Genomic DNA, 15,931 nt, shown 5'->3' on the forward strand with positions numbered 1-15,931 from the left:
AGGGTCGCAGCGATACGTTCAGGTCGCATGGACCTCGAGGTGCGTCACCTGCGCCTGATCGTCGTGGTGGCCGAGTCCGGCAGCGTGACCAAGGCGGCCGCGTCGCTCGGGCTCGCGCAGCTGCCCTCACCGCCCAGCTCGACCGCATCGACCGCGCGCTGGGCGGGTGCGTGCTCACGCGCGACCGTCAGGGGGCGCGCCCGACCGAGCTCGGCGAGCTGGTGCTGCGTCACGCGCGCGTCGCTGCCCGCGATGGCGGCGCTCGTCGACGACGCGCGGCGGCACGTGAGCGACCGGGCGACGGCGGGGTCCGTCCGCGTGGGGACGGTGAGCTCCGCGATCGGCGGGCTGTTCCCGAGCCGCCTGCACGCGGCGCTGCCCGCGGCCCTCCCGTCCACTTTCCGGGAGCAACCCCGTGCTCGGCGGCGTGCAGGGGGAGTGCTCGGCGCGGCTCGACGGCGCGCGGGTCCCGTCAGGCGAGCAGCGCCGGGCCGTACTTGAGCACCACGAGGATCGCGAGCCCGACGAGCCACGCCGCGACCAGGTACCCGTACGAACCCGAGCGGACGAACCCGAGCAGCCGCGCCTGGGCGCCGCGCGGCAGGTACAGGTTGTCCTCCAGCACGTTCCAGTGCAGGAGCGACGCGAAGACCAGCGTCGTCGAGACCGTGATGAGCAGGCACCACGGGCACAGCGCGCCGATGACGAACATCGACTGGTAGAAGAGCCAGTACGCGAACACGACGCCGAGGAAGTACACGCACTGCGCCGCGAAGAGGAACCACCGCGGGAAGCGGGTTCCGCCGAGCGCGGCGACCGCCGTCGTGATGACGATCGGTTCCGCGATCAGGCCGAGGAACGCGTTGGGGAACCCGAAGACGTGCGCCTGCCACGACTGCGCGACCGTCCCGCACGACAGCACGGTGTTGACGTCGCACGCGAGCGTCGCGGTGGGGTTCGCGGCCAGGAGCACCGCGTCGTACGACAGCACGAACGCCGCGGTGAGGCTGAGCAGGCCGAACAGCAGCATCTCGCCGAACAGCGCCCCGCGGGAGTGCGCCCAGCCGGTCGGGCGGGCGAACGGGTCGTACGCCGCGTCCTCGGGGCGCTCCGGGCCCGACGGCGTCCGGCCGCCCGGCCGCGCGTCGTCCGCGAGCGCGGTGGTGGTTCCGGTCACGGGCGGTCCTCGGGTCCGCGGGGCCCCGCCGGGTCGATCCGGCGGGCGGGCAGAAGGTGGCGCCGGCCGGCAGGGTGGGCGCGCTGCCGGCCGGCGCCGCACCCAGGGTACGAAGCGCGCAGCCGGCGCCGACAGGGACCATGGTCCCGGATGCGGGGCCGTGCCCGGCCGCCGAGCGACGCGTCCCCGCCCGGGCGCTGCGTCCGCGGACGCAGCCGTCGCTCGCGGACGCAGCGCTCGCGGTCGGGTCGGGTCCGTCCGCCCGGTGGGTCGTCCAGGTGGTGGGGGCGCCGCGACCTAAGATCTGGGGGCGCCCGCGCTTCCCGCGGTGCCGCCCGACCGGAACCCGCTCGTCGAGAGGACCTGCGTGCAGCACGACGACGTCGACTCCCTGCGACGGTCGAGCGCGGCGTGGCGGCTCCTGCGCGCGGACACGGCGCCGCTCGTGCTGTCGTTCCTCGGCACGCTGTTCGTCGAGGACAACGTGCGCGCGATCCCCGAGAGCGAGCTCGTCGCGCGGCTCGACGACCACCTCTGGGCGATCGACGGCCGGTCCGCGCGGGCCTCCGGCGCGGAGCCGCGGTACCCGCGCGCCCCGCAGGCGTACGTCGACCACTGGGCGCACCCGGACCAGGGCTGGCTGCGCGCCTGGTACCCGCCGGGCTCCGGCGAGCCGCACTACGACGCGACCCCCGCCGTCGAGCAGGCCGTGCGCTGGGTCACGTCGCTCCGGGGCCGCGGGTTCGTGGGCACGGAGTCGCGGCTCAACACGGTCTTCGAGCTCCTGCGCCAGCTCGCCGTCGGGACGCAGACCGACCCGGCCGAGCGACTGCGCGAGCTCGAGGAGCGGCGCGCCGCCATCGACGAGGAGATCGCGCAGGTGCGTGCCGGGCGCGTCGCCGTCCTCGATGCCGCCGCGCAGCGCGACCGCTACCAGCAGCTCACCCAGACCGCCGCCGACCTCCTCTCGGACTTCCGCGAGGTCGAGGCGAACTTCCGCTCCCTCGACCGCGAGCTGCGCGAGCGGATCACCGGCTGGGACGGCGCGAAGGGCGAGCTGCTCGAGGAGGTCGTGCGGTCGCGCACCGCCATCGCGGAGTCGGACCAGGGCCGGTCGTTCCACGCGTTCTACGACTTCCTGCTCGACCGCCGACGCCAGGAGGAGTTCGCCGCGCTCGTCGAACGCGTGCAGTCCCTCGACGCGATCTCGCCGGACGTCGTCCGGTCGGCCCCGGAGGGACCGGGGGCCGTCGTGGACGCCGCCGCGGCGCAGGCCGTGGCCCGCGAGCAGGAGCACCGCCGGCTGCGGCGCGTCCACTACGACTGGCTCGACGCCGGCGAGCGCACCCAGGCGACCGTGCGGACGCTCTCGGAGCAGCTCCGCCGCTTCCTCGACGACCAGGTGTGGCTGGAGAACCGGCGGGTCATGGACATCCTGCGCGGCGTCGAGGCCAAGGCGCTCGCCGCGCGCGACGTCCGCAGGGGGCCCGGCGGGCCGCCGGGCATGGCGATCGACGCCGTCGCCCCGGACGTCGTGCTCCCGACGGAGCGGCCGCTCTTCACGCCGCGGCCCACGGCCCGGCTCGACTCCGACCACGTCGAGGTCGGCGACGACGACTTCGAGGTCGACGCGCTCTACGACCAGGTGCACGTGGACCCCGAGCGGCTCGCGCGCGCGGTCCGGGCGACGCTCACGGCCCCCGGCGGACCAGGGGAGGTCGCGCTCGCGGACCTGCTCGAGGCCGCGCCGCTCGAGCACGGCCTGGCCGAGCTCGTGACGTACCTGTCGCTGGAGGACCCGCGGTTCGTCGTCGTGCACGACGAGGAGCGGACGGACGAGGTGCGCTGGGAGGGCGAGGCCCCGGCGGGGCCGGTCGTCGAGGACGGCACGCCGGACCCCGTGGTGCGCGTCGCACGCCTGCCGCGCGTCACCTACGCGCGGCGCACGGGGGCGGGCGGCGGGGCCTCGCCGACGCCGCGCGGCCCCGCCCCGGACGGCCCGTCCGCGACCCGACCCGACGACGACCCCCGCGACACCGCCGACCCCGCCCCGGAGGAGACCCCGTGAGCACGACCCGCACCGCACGCGACCCGGAGCTGTCCGTCGTCGTGACGTCGCTGCTCAAGGGCGTCGTCTACCGCGAGTCCGGCGAGGCGCTGTGGCGCGACCTGCTCGCGCGAGAGGCGCAGGTGCGCGACGCCGTGGCGATGCTCGGGCTGCAGGTCGTCGTCGACGAGGGCGACGGCTACGCCTACCTGCGCTCGCAACCCGAGCACGAGCGCGACGAGCGCGTGCCGCGCCTCATCCCCCGGCGAGAGCTGCCGTTCGACGTGAGCCTGCTGCTCGCGCTGCTGCGCAAGCGGCTCGCGCAGGCCGACTCCGAGGGCGGGGAGACGCGCCTCGTGCTCGCGCGCACGGAGATCGTCGACCTGCTCCGGGTGTTCCTCGCGCAGGACGCGGGGGCCGCCGCCAACGAGGCGCGGCTCGTCGATCGGGTCGACGGTCTGGTGCGGCGCGTCGTCGAGCTGGGCTTCCTGCGTCCGGCGGGTCGTCCCGACCCGGACGGCGTGCCCGACGGCGGGGCCGCCCCGGGCGAGGACGGCGACCCGGCCGCCGGCGACGCACGGCGGTACGAGGTGCGCCGCATCCTCAAGGCGTTCGTCGACGCCCAGTGGCTCGCGGACTTCGACGCGCGCCTCGCGCAGTACCTGGAGCTCGCCGCGGACGGCGGGCCCCGCGGGACGGCGTCGGGCACGGCGGGCACCGGCACGAGTGCGGGCACGACGACGAGGACGGTGGCGTGATGGAAGGCCTGTTCAGCGCGGTCGAGCTGCACGACCCGGCCGCCGACCTCGACGCGCGGGCGGGCTTCCGCCTCGAGCGGCTCGAGGTCCTCAACTGGGGAACGTTCGACCAGCGCGTGTGGGCGTTCGACCTCGACGGCCGCAACGCGCTCCTCACGGGCGACATCGGCTCGGGCAAGTCGACGATCGTCGACGCGGTGACGACCCTCCTCGTGCCGTCGCACCGGATCTCCTACAACAAGGCCGCCGGGGCGGGCGCGCGCGAGCGGTCGCTGCGCTCGTACGTCGCCGGGCACTACAAGTCCGAGCGCGACGAGGCGACGGGCACGACGCGCCACGTGGGCCTGCGCGAGCGCGGCACGTACTCGGTCGTGCTGGGGCGGTTCTCGAACCGCGGGTTCGACCAGGAGGTCACGCTCGCCCAGGTGTTCTGGCTCGCGCCGGGCCAGTCGGGACAGCCCGACCGGTTCTTCGTCACGGCCGACCGGCCGCTGACGATCACCGAGGACTTCGCGGGGTTCGGCGGCGACGTCGCCGCGCTGCGGCGACGGCTGCGCGAGTCGGGCGCCCAGGTGCGCGACCACTTCCCCGAGTACGGCCGCGACTTCCGCCGCCTGCTCGGCATCCCGTCGGAGCAGGCGATGGACCTGTTCCACCAGACCGTGTCCATGAAGTCGGTCGGCGACCTCGGCGAGTTCGTGCGCGAGCACATGCTCGAGCCGTTCGACGCCGACCGCTGGACGGACCGGCTCGTCGCGCACTTCGACGACCTCACGAGCGCGCACGACGCCGTCGTGCGGGCCACCGCGCAGATCGAGCGCCTCGCGCCGCTGCTCGCGGACTGCGACGCGCACGACGAGCTGGGAGAGCGCGCAGCGGCGCTCGTGGCCCGGCGCGACGCCTTGCGCGCGTTCACGGCGTCGCGCCGCGTGGCCGACCTCGACGGCCTCATCGGCGCGCTCGACGAGCGAGTCGCGGACGGCGAGACCCGGCGCCAACGCGTCGCCGACGAGCTCGGGCTCCTCGCGGCCGAGCGGCAGCGGCTCGAGCTCGAGCGCGCGGGCCACGGCGGCGACCGCCTCGCCGCGATCGAGGGGGAGGTCGCGCGCCGCGAGGTCGAGCGCGCCGCGCGCGAGCGCCGCGTCGCCCAGCTCGCGGGCTACGCCGCCGCAGCCGGCCTCACGCTCGGCACCGAACCCGGGGTTGCAGCACCCCAAGGCGCCGAACCCGGCGACATCCCCGGGTTCGGCGGTTCTGGTGACCACAACCCCGGGTTCGGCGGCGGGGCGGCGGCGGTGGCCGCCGCGCTCGTCGATCCCGACGCGTTCGCCGCGCTGCGGCGTGCGGCCGACGACGCCGCGGTGCGCGTGCGCGAGGACCTCGCCCGGGCGGAGGAGCGCGCGAGCGAGGTCGCCGCGGAGCTGCGCGCCGTCGAGCAGGAGACCGCCGACGTCAAGGCCGAGCTCGCGAGCCTCGCCGACCGCCGCTCCAACCTGCCGCGCACCCACCTGGAGGTCCGCGACCGGCTGTGCGCCGGCGTCGGGCTCTCGCCGGGCGACGTGCCGTTCGTGGGTGAGCTGCTCGCCGTCCGCCCCGAGCACGCCGAGTGGGAGGGCGCGGCCGAGCGCGTGCTGCGCGGCTTCGCGCTCTCGCTCCTCGTGCCGGCGGCGCACTACGACGCGGTGTCCGCGTGGGTCGACCGTGAACACCTCGGGCTGCGGCTCGTCTACCACCGGGTGCCCGAGCGCGTCACCGCCGCCCGCCCGGCGCCGCGCGAGGACGGCGTGCCGCTCCTCGCCGACCTGCTCGACGTGCGCCGCCTCGACGACGCGCCGTCGCTCACCGCGTGGGTCGAGGCCGAGCTCGAGCGTCGCGCCGACCACGCGTGCGCGCCCGACCTCGACGCGTTCCGCCGGCTGCCCCGGGCGATCACGCGGGCCGGCCAGGTCAAGCACTCGCCGGACCACCACGAGAAGAACGACACGCGCGCCGTCGACGACCGCCGCGGCTACGTGCTCGGGTGGTCGACACAGGCCAAGATCGACGCGCTGCTGGAGCAGGCGGCCGAGGTGACCGCGCGCCGCGACGCGCTCGTGCGGCGTCGGGACGAGGCCGCCGCCGCGCGCGCGGACCTCCAGTCGCGGTCCGCCGCGCTCGGCCGCCTCGACGTGTACCGCGACTGGGACGAGCTCGACCGCGGCGCGGAGACGGCACGGATCGCGGAGCTCGCCGAGGAGAAGCGCCGCCTCGAGCAGGCGAGCGAGGAGCTCGGCCGCCTCGCAGCCCTGCTCGACGACAACGCGCGCCGACAGGCGGAGCTCGAGGCCGAGCGCGACCGCGTCGTCGCGACGCTCGGCGCCGACCGGCACGCGCTCGACGAGGCGAGGACGGCGCGGGAGCGGGCGCGCGCGGTGCTCGACGGCGCGCGCGAGACGCTCGACGAGGAGACGACGGCGGCGCTCACCGCGGAGTTCGAGCGCGAGCTCGCGGCGGTCGGACCCGACGGCGGGGCGGCCCCGGACGGCGGGGCAGGCGGCCCGACGCGCGCGGCCGACCTCGACGCCGTCGAGAACGCGGTGCGCTCGCGGCTCACCGCCGAGGCCGAGCAGGCGCAGCGCGAGCGCGCGGACCTCGGGACCCGGATCGCCGGACAGATGGCGTCCTTCCGCTCGGCGTACCCGGTCGAGACGGCCGAGCTCGACGCGGACGTGCGGTCGGCCGACGGCTACCGGGAGATCCACGACCGGCTCGTGCGCGACGACCTCCCGCGCTTCGAGGCCGACTTCAAGGCGTACCTCAACACCAACGCGATCCGCGACATCGCGGGGTTCGCGGCCGAGCTCGCCAAGCAGGCCGACGTCATCCGCGACCGGATCGACACCATCAACGACTCGCTGCGCGCGATCGACTACAACCCGGGCCGGTACATCCGGCTCGAGATGTCGCGCACGCCGAACCTCGAGGTGCGCGAGTTCCAGCAGGACCTGCGCGCGTGCACCGACGGCGACGGGATCCTCGCGGAGGACGACCGCGCGCTCGCCGAGGGCGACGGGTCGCTCGCCGACGGCGCGCTGTCGTACTCGGAGGACCGGTTCCTGCGGGTCAAGGCGCTCGTCGAGCGGTTCCGCGGGCGCGAAGGCATGAGCGACCTCGACGAGGCGTGGCGCCGGCGGGTCACGGACGTGCGCAACTGGTTCGTGCTCTCCGCGTCCGAGCGCTCGCGCGCCGACGACTCCGAGCACGAGCACTACTCCGACTCGGGCGGCAAGTCCGGCGGGCAGAAGGAGAAGCTCGCGTACACCGTCCTCGCGGCGTCGCTGGCCTACCAGTTCAAGCTCGACTGGGGCGCGGTGCGCTCGACGGCGTTCCGGTTCGTCGTCATCGACGAGGCGTTCGGGCGGGGGTCGGACGAGTCGACCCGGTTCGCGCTCGAGCTGTTCCGTCGCCTGGGCCTGCAGCTCCTCATCGTCACGCCGCTGCAGAAGATCCACGTGATCGAGCCGTACATCTCGGCCGTCGGGTTCGTGGACAACCCGTCGGGGCGGTCCTCACGCCTGCGGACCCTGTCGATCGCCGCGTACCGCGACGGTCGTCCGGCCGGCGAGGCAGCGGCGTCGGGCGCCGTCCCCGAGCCCTCTGCCGCGAGGTAGGACCCTGCTCGCGCGTGGGAGGACCCGGCCGTGACCGGCCTCCTGCCGCGGCGAGCCGTGCCCGACGGCGGCCGGTTCAGCCGAGCGGGCGCGGTCGCCGGGCCCCGGCGAGGGTCGAGGCGAGGACCGCCTCGATCGCGAACGCGGTGGACTCGGCGAGGTCCACGGCCTCGGGGTCGAGGAGCCACTGGATCTGGAGGCCGTCCATCGCGCCGATGATCGTCGACGCCGCGAGGTCGAGCGCGGCGTCGGTGAGCTCGTAGTCCGTGTCGGTGTCGCCCGCGGCGCGGCGCTCCTCGATCACCTCGCGCAGGGCGCCCGCGATGTCGGCACGCAGCCCCGTGAAGCGCTCCGTGACCCAGGCGCTCGCCGGGTGCCCGTCGGTGACGGCCTCGCCCGTGAGCACGGCGTAGGCCTGGACGATCCCCGGCCGCTCGGCGTTGATGGCGGCGGTCGTGACGAGGTGCCGGAAGAGGTCCAGCCCGCCCGGGATGTGCTGCCCCTCGAGGTGCTCGACGTCGACGCGGTCGCGGAACTCGAGCACCTCGGTGAGCAGCCGGTCCTTGGAGCCGAAGTGGTGCAGCACCCCCGCGTGCGTGATGCCGACCTGCTCGGCGACCTCGGCGAGCGATCCCTGGTGGTAACCCTTGGACCCGAACACGCGCATCGCCGCGCGCAGGATCTCCTCGCGGCGCTCGAGCGTCGCCGCGCGCGTGCGGCGGGGCCGGGGTGTCCGCGCGGGGGCGGCGCCGTCGTCGGCGCCCCGCGCGGGGGAGACGTCCGTCATGACGGTCACCCTACTGTGGCCCCGTCTTGCCCTGCGGGGCTGGTCGGCCCGGGTGGGAACAGCGCGCGGAGCCTCTTCCCGCCGTCTTCTCGGAACGCACACACGTGTCCTCTACGGTGGAGGGATGTCTGCAGACCCCGCCCCGACCCGGCCGCTGCCGACCAGCGGCGGGACGGGCACGCGACCGCTCCCGGCGACGCCGCCGGTGCTGCCGCCCGCGCCGTCCGGCGCCCCGCACCAGCCGGCCGCTCCGCCCCCTCCGGTGGCCCCGTACCCGCCCGGGGCGTCGCGCCCGCCGGTGCCGCAGCCGGCGTCCCGCCGCCCTCCGACCGTCGTGGCGGACGGCCCGAGCACCGTGTCGCGGGTCGTCGCGGCCGTCGTCGCGGTGCTCGCCGTCGCGGGCGCGTGGCTCGTGTGGCGGTTCTTCGTCGACACCTTCGCGGGGCAGATGCTCGAACGTGCCGCGTTCGACGGTGCGGTCACGGGGCAGGGCGAGCTGTGGAGGGTGGCCGAGCCGGTCCTCGACACGGTGTCGGTCGCGTTCGTCGTCGGCGGGCTCGGCGCCGCCATGGGCATCGCGCTCCTGCGGCGCCGCTGGGGGCTCGCCGTGCAGGTCGCGTTCCTCGTCGTGGGGGCGAACGTCACGACCCAGCTCGTCAAGCACTCGCTCCTCGGTCGTGAGGAGCTGATCGGCGGGTGGCACTGGGAGAACTCGCTGCCCAGCGGCCACACGACGGTCGCGGGCTCGGTCGCGGCGGCGCTGCTGCTCGTCGTGCCGCGTGCGGCCCGGCCGCTCGTGGCCGTCCTCGGCGGCGCGTACACGGCCGCGACCGGCGTCTCGACGCTCGTCGGCCAGTGGCACCGACCGAGCGACGTCGTCGCCGCGGTCCTCGTCGTCCTCGCGTGGGCGGCGCTCGTGTGCGCCTTCACGCCCCGCTCCGCGCTCGACCCGGGCGCCGGCGCGTCACCGGGCTCGACCGTCATGGCCGTGCTGCTCCTCCTCGGGGCGGGCGCGGCCGGCGTGGCGGCGGCGCTCGCGCTGCGGGCGACGCCCGCGACGTGGGACACGACGGCCGCGCAGGAGGTCACCGCGTACGCCGGCGGGGTCGCGGGCGTGCTCGCGGTGACCGCCGCGGCGTTCGCCGTCCTGCTCCTCGTCCGCCAGTCCACAGCCCGCCCGGACGCCCGTCCGGTTCGGCGGTAGGGTGCGGCTGGCGCGATTGGCGTAACGTCGTAGGCTGCCACCTCGGACGACCGGAGGGTCGTCCACGCGGCACCACGACGCGCCGGACGCGCCCCGGGTGGTGCCCCGGCCGCCGTCGGGCGGGGAGCGCCCGCCACGGACACGTACGCACGGACGAAAGCAGGATCGGATGCCACGCAAGCTCGTGATCGTCGAGTCGCCCGCCAAGGCTCGAAAGATCCAGGGCTACCTCGGCGACGACTACGAGGTCGAGGCGAGCGTGGGGCACATTCGCGACCTGCCGCAGCCGTCCGAGCTGCCCGCGGACATGAAGAAGGGTCCGTACGGCAAGTTCGCCGTCGACGTCGACCACGGGTTCGACCCCTACTACGAGGTCTACGCGGACAAGAAGAAGAAGGTCGCCGAGCTCAAGCGCGCGCTCAAGGACGCCGACGAGCTCTACCTCGCGACCGATGAGGACCGCGAGGGCGAGGCCATCGCGTGGCACCTCCTCGAGGCGCTCAAGCCCAAGGTCCCGGTCAAGCGCATGGTCTTCCACGAGATCACGCGCGAGGCCATCCAGCGGGCGCTGCAGAACACGCGCGACCTCGACGAGCACCTCGTCGACGCGCAGGAGACGCGACGCATCCTCGACCGCCTGTACGGCTACGAGGTCTCGCCCGTGCTGTGGCGCAAGATCGCCCAGGGGCTGTCGGCGGGCCGCGTGCAGTCGGTCGCGACGCGCCTCGTCGTCGAGCGCGAGCGCGAGCGCATGGCGTTCGTCCCCGCCGAGTACTGGGACGTCACGGGCACGTTCGAGCACGCGGACGCCTCCGCCCCCGACGCGGGGAAGGCGTTCGGCGCCCGTCTCGTGCAGGTCGGCGACGCGCGGGTCGCGTCGGGCCGCGACTTCGACGACCGGGGGCAGCTCAAGGCGGCCGCGGTGCGCGACGGCGTCGCGCACCTCGACGAGGCGACGGCGCGCTCCGTCGTGGCCGGGCTCACGGACGCCGCGTTCGTCGTGCGCTCGCTCGAGACCAAGCCGTACACGCGCCGTCCCGCGGCGCCGTTCACGACGTCGACCCTCCAGCAGGAGGCGAGCCGCAAGCTCCGCATGTCGTCGCGCCAGGCGATGCGGACGGCACAGTCGCTGTACGAGAACGGCTACATCACCTACATGCGTACGGACTCGCCGTCGCTGTCGGCCGAGGCCACCACGGCGGCGCGCCGGCAGGCCGCCGAGCTCTACGGCCCCGAGTTCGTGCCCGAGAAGCCGCGCGTCTACGCCGCGAAGAACCAGGGCGCGCAGGAGGCGCACGAGGCGATCCGTCCCGCGGGCGACTCGTTCCGCACGCCCGCGCAGGTCAAGCGCGAGCTGAGCGACGACCAGTTCAAGCTCTACGAGCTCGTGTGGAAGCGCACCGTCGCGTCGCAGATGGCCGACGCCAAGGGGTCGACGGCGTCGGTGCGCCTCGGCGCGGCCCTCTCGGCCGCCGCGGGCGACGTCGCGGGTCGCGACGCGGTGTTCGCCGCGTCGGGCACCGTCATCACGTTCCGCGGGTTCCTCGCCGCGTACGAGGAGAGCTCGGACGTCGACCGGTACGCCGAGGACGCGCCCGTCGTCGGCAGCAAGGGCGACGACGACGCGCGCCTGCCGCAGATGAGCGAGGGCGACGCGCTGCGCGGCGACGACCTCACGGCGGACGGGCACTCGACGTCGGCCCCGCCCCGCTACACCGAGGCGAGCCTCGTCAAGGCGCTCGAGGAGCTCGGCATCGGCCGTCCGTCCACGTACGCCTCGACGATCTCGACGATCCAGGACCGCGGGTACGTGCTCTCGCGCGGACAGGCGCTCGTGCCGAGCTGGCTCGCGTTCGCCGTCGTGCGGCTCCTCGAGGAGCACTTCGACCGGCTCGTCGACTACGACTTCACGGCGCGGATGGAGGCGGACCTCGACGAGATCGCGGCCGGGCGCCGCGACCGCGTCGCGTGGCTCACGGAGTTCTACTTCGGGGACGCCGCGAAGGGCGAGGACGGCGAGGGCCTGCGCGACCTCGTCGCGAACCTCGGCGACATCGACGCGCGCGGCATCAACTCCGTGCCGATCGGGGAGGGGATCCAGCTCCGGGTCGGTCGGTACGGCCCGTACGTCGAGGACCTCTCCGTCCCGGTCAAGGAGGGGCAGAACCCGCCGCGAGCGTCCGTGCCCGACGACGTGGCCCCCGACGAGCTGACCGTCGCCAAGGCGCGCGAGCTGCTCGCGGCGGGCGCCGACGACGGCAAGGTGCTCGGCACCGACCCCGCCTCGGGCAACGAGATCGTGGCCAAGGCGGGCCGCTACGGCCCGTACGTCACCGAGGTGCTCGACCTCCCGCCCATCGACACGAGCCTGTCCGCCGCCGCGCAGAAGAAGGCGAAGGCCGCGCAGCCCAAGCCGCGCACGGCGTCGCTGCTCAAGACGCAGTCGCTCGACACCGTCACGCTCGAGGATGCTCTGCGTCTGCTCTCGCTGCCGCGCGTGGTCGGGACCGACCCGGAGTCGGGCGAGGAGATCACGGCGCAGAACGGCCGCTACGGCCCGTACCTCAAGAAGGGCACCGACTCGCGCTCGCTGCCCGACGAGGAGTCCATGTTCACCGTCACTCTCGACGAGGCGATCGAGCTCTACAAGCAGCCCAAGCGCGGCCGCGGCCAGCGCGCCGCGACGCCGCCCCTGCGCGAGCTCGGCGACGACCCGAACAGCGGCAAGCCGATCGTCGTCAAGGACGGCCGGTTCGGCGCGTACGTCACCGACGGGGAGACGAACCGCACCCTCCCGCGCGACGTCACTCCCGAGTCGATCACGCCCGAGCGCGCGATCGAGCTCCTCGCGGAGAAGCGTGCGCAGGGTCCGGCGAAGAAGCGCACGGCAACGCGCAAGCCCGCCGCGCGAAAGACTGCCGCCAAGAAGTAGCCGCCTCCGCGAGGACGCTGCTCTGCCGGGGGAGAACCACGGTTCTCCCTCGGCGGACCGGGGTCCTGCCTCGGGAGACCAGGGTTCTCCCTCGGCGCAGCGGGTTCTGTCTCGCCGGCCGGGCTCGGCCGTGGTGCGGTGTGGCGATCACCCGCGGGGGAGGAGCACCGTGACGCCGGCGACGACGACCGTCGCCACCGGCACCGCGAGGAGGCCGGTGAGGACCGCGAACCGGCCGCGCGGGTCGCGGTGCGGCGCCTCGCCGTCGTGCGGCCCGACGACGGGGTCGTCGCCGTCGCGCAGCTCGATCGCCTCCCAGGCCGTGGCGCCGGCGAGGACCACCGCTCCGCCGACGAGGACGACGAGGGGCGGCAGCGTGACGACGGGCGTCCGGACCGTGAGGCCCAGCGCGACGAGCGCTCCTGCGCCGACGGCGACGGTCAGGGCCGTGAGCACCGGGTGGTCCAGGACCGCGCGCAGCACCCGCTCGGTGCGTGCGCCGAGCGTGAGGACCGCGGCGACCAGGACTGCGAGCACGAGGAGCAGCCCCGCGGAGGCCTGCAGCGGCTCGCCGTCGAGCGCCGGCGGGAGCGACCAGAGCACGGCCAGCATGCCGACGAGCTGGAGGCCGGACGCCGCGACGACGCGCGTCGTCGCACCTCGGGACTGCGCCCGCGACACGGGGAGGCCGAGAGAACGGGCGTAGGTGACCGGGTCCCCGAACGCGTCGGGCGCGCTCTCCCCGCTGTCGACGACGTGGGCGTCCACCTCCGCGAGGACTGCGCCGATCCGGTCGCCGGCGACGCCCTGGAGGCGCAGCTCGAGGACGAGCCTCTCGGCCCACCTCGGGTCGACGTGCGGCGCGTACCGGCGCTCGATCGCGTACCGGGTCGTGTCGGTCATGGTGCCGTCCTTCCGGGAAGGGTGGGTGCGGGGACCGGGTCGGCGACGCCCCGGGCGACCAGGCCGGACGCCGCGGACGTCAGGGCCTCCCACCGGGCCGCGGCCGCGCCGAGCGCGTCCCGTCCTGCGCCGGTGACCTCGTAGTACTTCCGGCTCGGGCCCCGGTCGCCCTCGCGCCACGAGGTGGTGACGAGCCCGTCGTCGTCGAGCCGTTGCAGCAGCGGGTACAGCGTCCCGCCCTTCACGACGCCGAGCCCGGCGTCCGCGAGCGAGCGCGTGATCGCGTAGCCGTAGGTCGGGCCGTCCGCGGCCACGACGGCGAGCACGCACAGCGGCAGGACCCCGCGCAGGAGCTCTCGGTCGAGCCGGTCGTCGAAGGGCATGGCTAGACAGTAGGGCGATCTAGTTAGGAAGGCAACCTAGTGGTCGCCGGTCCGTGCGCCGTGGTCGCCGGTCAGGGGGCGTCGGCTGTGCACGTTGTCCGCGCGACCCGCTTCCTCGGGAGCATGAGTGCTGTTATAACAGTCCTGTGACAAATTCCGACCCGACCGCTGTCGCCGGACGCTGGGATGCGCTGTACGCCCTGCTGCGCCGTCTCGACGACGAGATCGGCACCGTCTACACCGACCGTGGTGTCGAGGGAGTGCGCCCGCGCTTCGTCTACCCGCTGATCCGCCTCGCCCACACCGGCCCGCTCACGATCCGCGACCTCGCCGCGTCCCTCGGGCGGACGCACTCGGCCATGAGCCAGACCGTCACCGCGATGCGCCGGGAGGGTCTCGTCGAGACCAAGTCCGGCGAGGACGCCCGCACACGCCGCGTGGCGCTCACCGAGAAGGCCCGCGCGCTCGTCCCGCTGCTCGAGGCCGAGTGGCGGGCGACCGAGGAGTCGGTCGCCGAGATCGACGACGAGCTGCCGCACGCGCTGAGCGCGGTCGTCGTCGAGCTCGAGCGCGTCCTCGCGCGGAGGTCCCTGCGGGAGCGGCTCGTCGAGCGGCTCGACGCGGCGGGCTACCCGCTGCCTGCCGGGCCCGCCCCCGAGCCCACCCCGCCCGGGGGCCGCTGAGGTGCGCGACCACGTCCTCGACCTACGACCGCTGCGCGCGAACCGCGCGTACCGCGACCTGTGGGCCGGGTCCGCCGTCGGTGGGCTGGGCTTCCAGATCGCGAGCGTCGCCGTGCTGCTCCAGGTCTGGGAGCTCACGCACAGCCCGCTGTGGACGGGCACGATCGGCCTCGCCACGGCGGTCCCGCTCCTGACGCTCGGGCTCGTCGGCGGCCACCTCGCCGACGTGCACGACCGGCGCACGATCATGCGGCTGGCCGCGGCCGGGCAGGTGCTGGCCGCCGTGGGGCTCGCCGCGCAGGCGCTCGCGGGCAACCGGTCGGTGTGGGTGCTCCTCGGCCTCGTGAGCCTCGGCGCGGCGTGCAACGCGCTGGGATCCCCGGCCCGGCGGACGGTGCCGCCGCGACTCCTGCCGTCCGACCAGGTCGCCGCGGGCCTCGCGCTCCAGAACCTCTCGTTCCAGGTCGCGATGCTCGTGGGCCCTGCGCTCGCCGGCCTGGTGCTCGCGCGCTGGGACCTCCCGGCGGCGTACGGGCTGCAGGCCGCCGCGGCGGTCGTCGCGCTGCTGGGGCTCGTCCGCCTCCCTCCGCTCCCGCCGGGCAGCGCTGCTGGCTCGTCCGACGTCGTCCCCGCTCCGGCGCTGGCCGGCAGGGTTCCCGACGACCGCGCGGCGGGGCCGGACGCGCGGGGCGAGGCCCTGGTGACGGGTGCGCCGGTCGCCGCACCCGTGCCGGCCGTGGCGGTCGTGCCGCGCCGTCGGGCGGCCGCGGGCGGATGGTCGATCGTCTGGCGCAAGGCGACGCTGCGCGGCTCGTTCGCGACCGACGTCGCGGCGACCGTGCTCGCGATGCCGATCTCGCTCTTCCCGCTCGTCAACGAGCTCCGGTTCGACGGCGACCCGCGCACCCTCGGCCTGTTCCTCTCGGCCGTCGCAGTGGGCGGCATCGGCGCCGGGCTGATCTCGGGAGCGGTGACGCGCGCGACCCGCTCGGGCGCCCTGCAGCTCGCCGCGGCGGCGACGTGGGGCGTCGCGCTCGCCGGGTTCGGCCTCGCGGGGCCGCTGTGGCTCGCGCTCGCGTGCCTCGCCGTGGCGGGCGCCGCCGACACGGTGAGCGTGGTGACGCGCGGCGCCCTCGTCCAGCTCGAGACGCCCGACGAGTTCCGTGGTCGCGTGTCGTCGGTCGAGCACGTGGTGGGCGTGGCGGGACCGGAGGTCGGGAACTTCCGCGGGGGAGTGCTCGCGTCGCTCACGTCGGCGCCCGTCGCGCTGGTCGCGGGCGGGCTCGTGGCGAGCGCCGTCGTCGGGTTGGTGGCGTGGCGCAACGCCCCGCTCCGCCGCTACCGCACCCCGGTTCCGGAGACGGTCCCCGTGGGCTGAGCGCGGCGGCTGTCGCGTCGGGTGCCCGG

12 protein-coding genes are annotated in these 15,931 nt (G+C 75.3%); 7 read left to right on the plus strand and 5 right to left on the minus strand.

Going from position 1 to position 15,931, the window contains the following annotated elements; translation table 11 throughout:
• Positions 1 to 44: 44 nt before the first annotated feature.
• Both JN535_RS04570 and JN535_RS04575 read right to left on the minus strand, forming a co-directional pair.
• Complete coding sequence (locus tag JN535_RS04570; RefSeq protein ID WP_205202632.1) at positions 45 to 398, minus strand: hypothetical protein; 354 nt, start codon at positions 396 to 398, stop codon at positions 45 to 47.
• 74 nt (positions 399 to 472) lie between these two features.
• Positions 473 to 1,177, minus strand: a complete 705-nt coding sequence (locus JN535_RS04575) for a vitamin K epoxide reductase family protein (protein ID WP_307868206.1) — start codon at positions 1,175 to 1,177, stop codon at positions 473 to 475.
• A 367-nt stretch (positions 1,178 to 1,544) separates the two neighbouring features.
• On the opposite strand from JN535_RS04575, the gene JN535_RS04580 reads away from it, so the two are divergent.
• Genes JN535_RS04580 through JN535_RS04590 form a run of 3 tightly spaced genes read left to right on the plus strand, consistent with a single transcriptional unit; the run spans position 1,545 to position 7,632 of the window.
• Positions 1,545 to 3,245 (plus strand): DUF3375 domain-containing protein, encoded by a 1,701-nt coding sequence (locus tag JN535_RS04580; protein ID WP_205202634.1) that lies wholly within the window; start codon positions 1,545 to 1,547, stop codon positions 3,243 to 3,245.
• Complete coding sequence (locus tag JN535_RS04585; RefSeq protein ID WP_205202636.1) at positions 3,242 to 3,982, plus strand: DUF4194 domain-containing protein; 741 nt, start codon at positions 3,242 to 3,244, stop codon at positions 3,980 to 3,982. The genes JN535_RS04580 and JN535_RS04585 overlap by 4 nt, the downstream gene beginning before the upstream one ends.
• The gene (locus tag JN535_RS04590) at positions 3,982 to 7,632 is read left to right on the plus strand and encodes an ATP-binding protein (protein WP_205202638.1); all 3,651 of its coding nucleotides are present in this window, start codon (positions 3,982 to 3,984) and stop codon (positions 7,630 to 7,632) included. The genes JN535_RS04585 and JN535_RS04590 overlap by 1 nt, the downstream gene beginning before the upstream one ends.
• Before the next feature lie 76 nt (positions 7,633 to 7,708).
• On the opposite strand, the gene JN535_RS04595 is transcribed toward JN535_RS04590, so the two are convergent.
• Positions 7,709 to 8,419, minus strand: a complete 711-nt coding sequence (locus JN535_RS04595; protein ID WP_205202640.1) for a TetR/AcrR family transcriptional regulator — start codon at positions 8,417 to 8,419, stop codon at positions 7,709 to 7,711.
• A 124-nt stretch (positions 8,420 to 8,543) separates the two neighbouring features.
• Here JN535_RS04595 and JN535_RS21165 point away from each other — a divergent pair, with 124 nt between their 5' ends.
• Complete coding sequence (locus tag JN535_RS21165) at positions 8,544 to 9,623, plus strand: phosphatase PAP2 family protein (RefSeq protein WP_275892133.1); 1,080 nt, start codon at positions 8,544 to 8,546, stop codon at positions 9,621 to 9,623.
• Between the two features lie 169 nt (positions 9,624 to 9,792).
• Positions 9,793 to 12,555: a type I DNA topoisomerase gene (gene topA / locus JN535_RS04605; protein ID WP_205202642.1), complete on the plus strand. Its 2,763-nt coding sequence runs from the start codon at positions 9,793 to 9,795 to the stop codon at positions 12,553 to 12,555.
• Positions 12,556 to 12,702: 147 nt separating this feature from the next.
• Here topA and JN535_RS04610 read toward each other — a convergent pair whose 3' ends face one another.
• Together JN535_RS04610 and JN535_RS04615 are read right to left on the minus strand one after the other, a co-directional pair.
• Positions 12,703 to 13,458: a hypothetical protein gene (locus tag JN535_RS04610; RefSeq protein WP_205202644.1), complete on the minus strand. Its 756-nt coding sequence runs from the start codon at positions 13,456 to 13,458 to the stop codon at positions 12,703 to 12,705.
• Complete coding sequence (locus JN535_RS04615; RefSeq protein ID WP_205202645.1) at positions 13,455 to 13,841, minus strand: PadR family transcriptional regulator; 387 nt, start codon at positions 13,839 to 13,841, stop codon at positions 13,455 to 13,457. Before JN535_RS04615 ends, JN535_RS04610 begins: the two co-directional genes overlap by 4 nt.
• 146 nt (positions 13,842 to 13,987) lie before the next feature.
• Here JN535_RS04615 and JN535_RS04620 point away from each other — a divergent pair, with 146 nt between their 5' ends.
• Together JN535_RS04620 and JN535_RS04625 are read left to right on the plus strand one after the other, a co-directional pair.
• Positions 13,988 to 14,524, plus strand: a complete 537-nt coding sequence (locus JN535_RS04620; protein WP_205202647.1) for a MarR family winged helix-turn-helix transcriptional regulator — start codon at positions 13,988 to 13,990, stop codon at positions 14,522 to 14,524.
• Between the two features lies 1 nt (position 14,525).
• Complete coding sequence (locus JN535_RS04625) at positions 14,526 to 15,902, plus strand: MFS transporter (RefSeq protein ID WP_205202649.1); 1,377 nt, start codon at positions 14,526 to 14,528, stop codon at positions 15,900 to 15,902.
• Positions 15,903 to 15,931 lie beyond the last annotated feature (29 nt).

This window comes from Cellulosimicrobium cellulans (genome assembly GCF_016921195.1).
Classification (GTDB): Bacteria; Actinomycetota; Actinomycetes; order Actinomycetales; family Cellulomonadaceae; genus Cellulosimicrobium; species Cellulosimicrobium cellulans_F.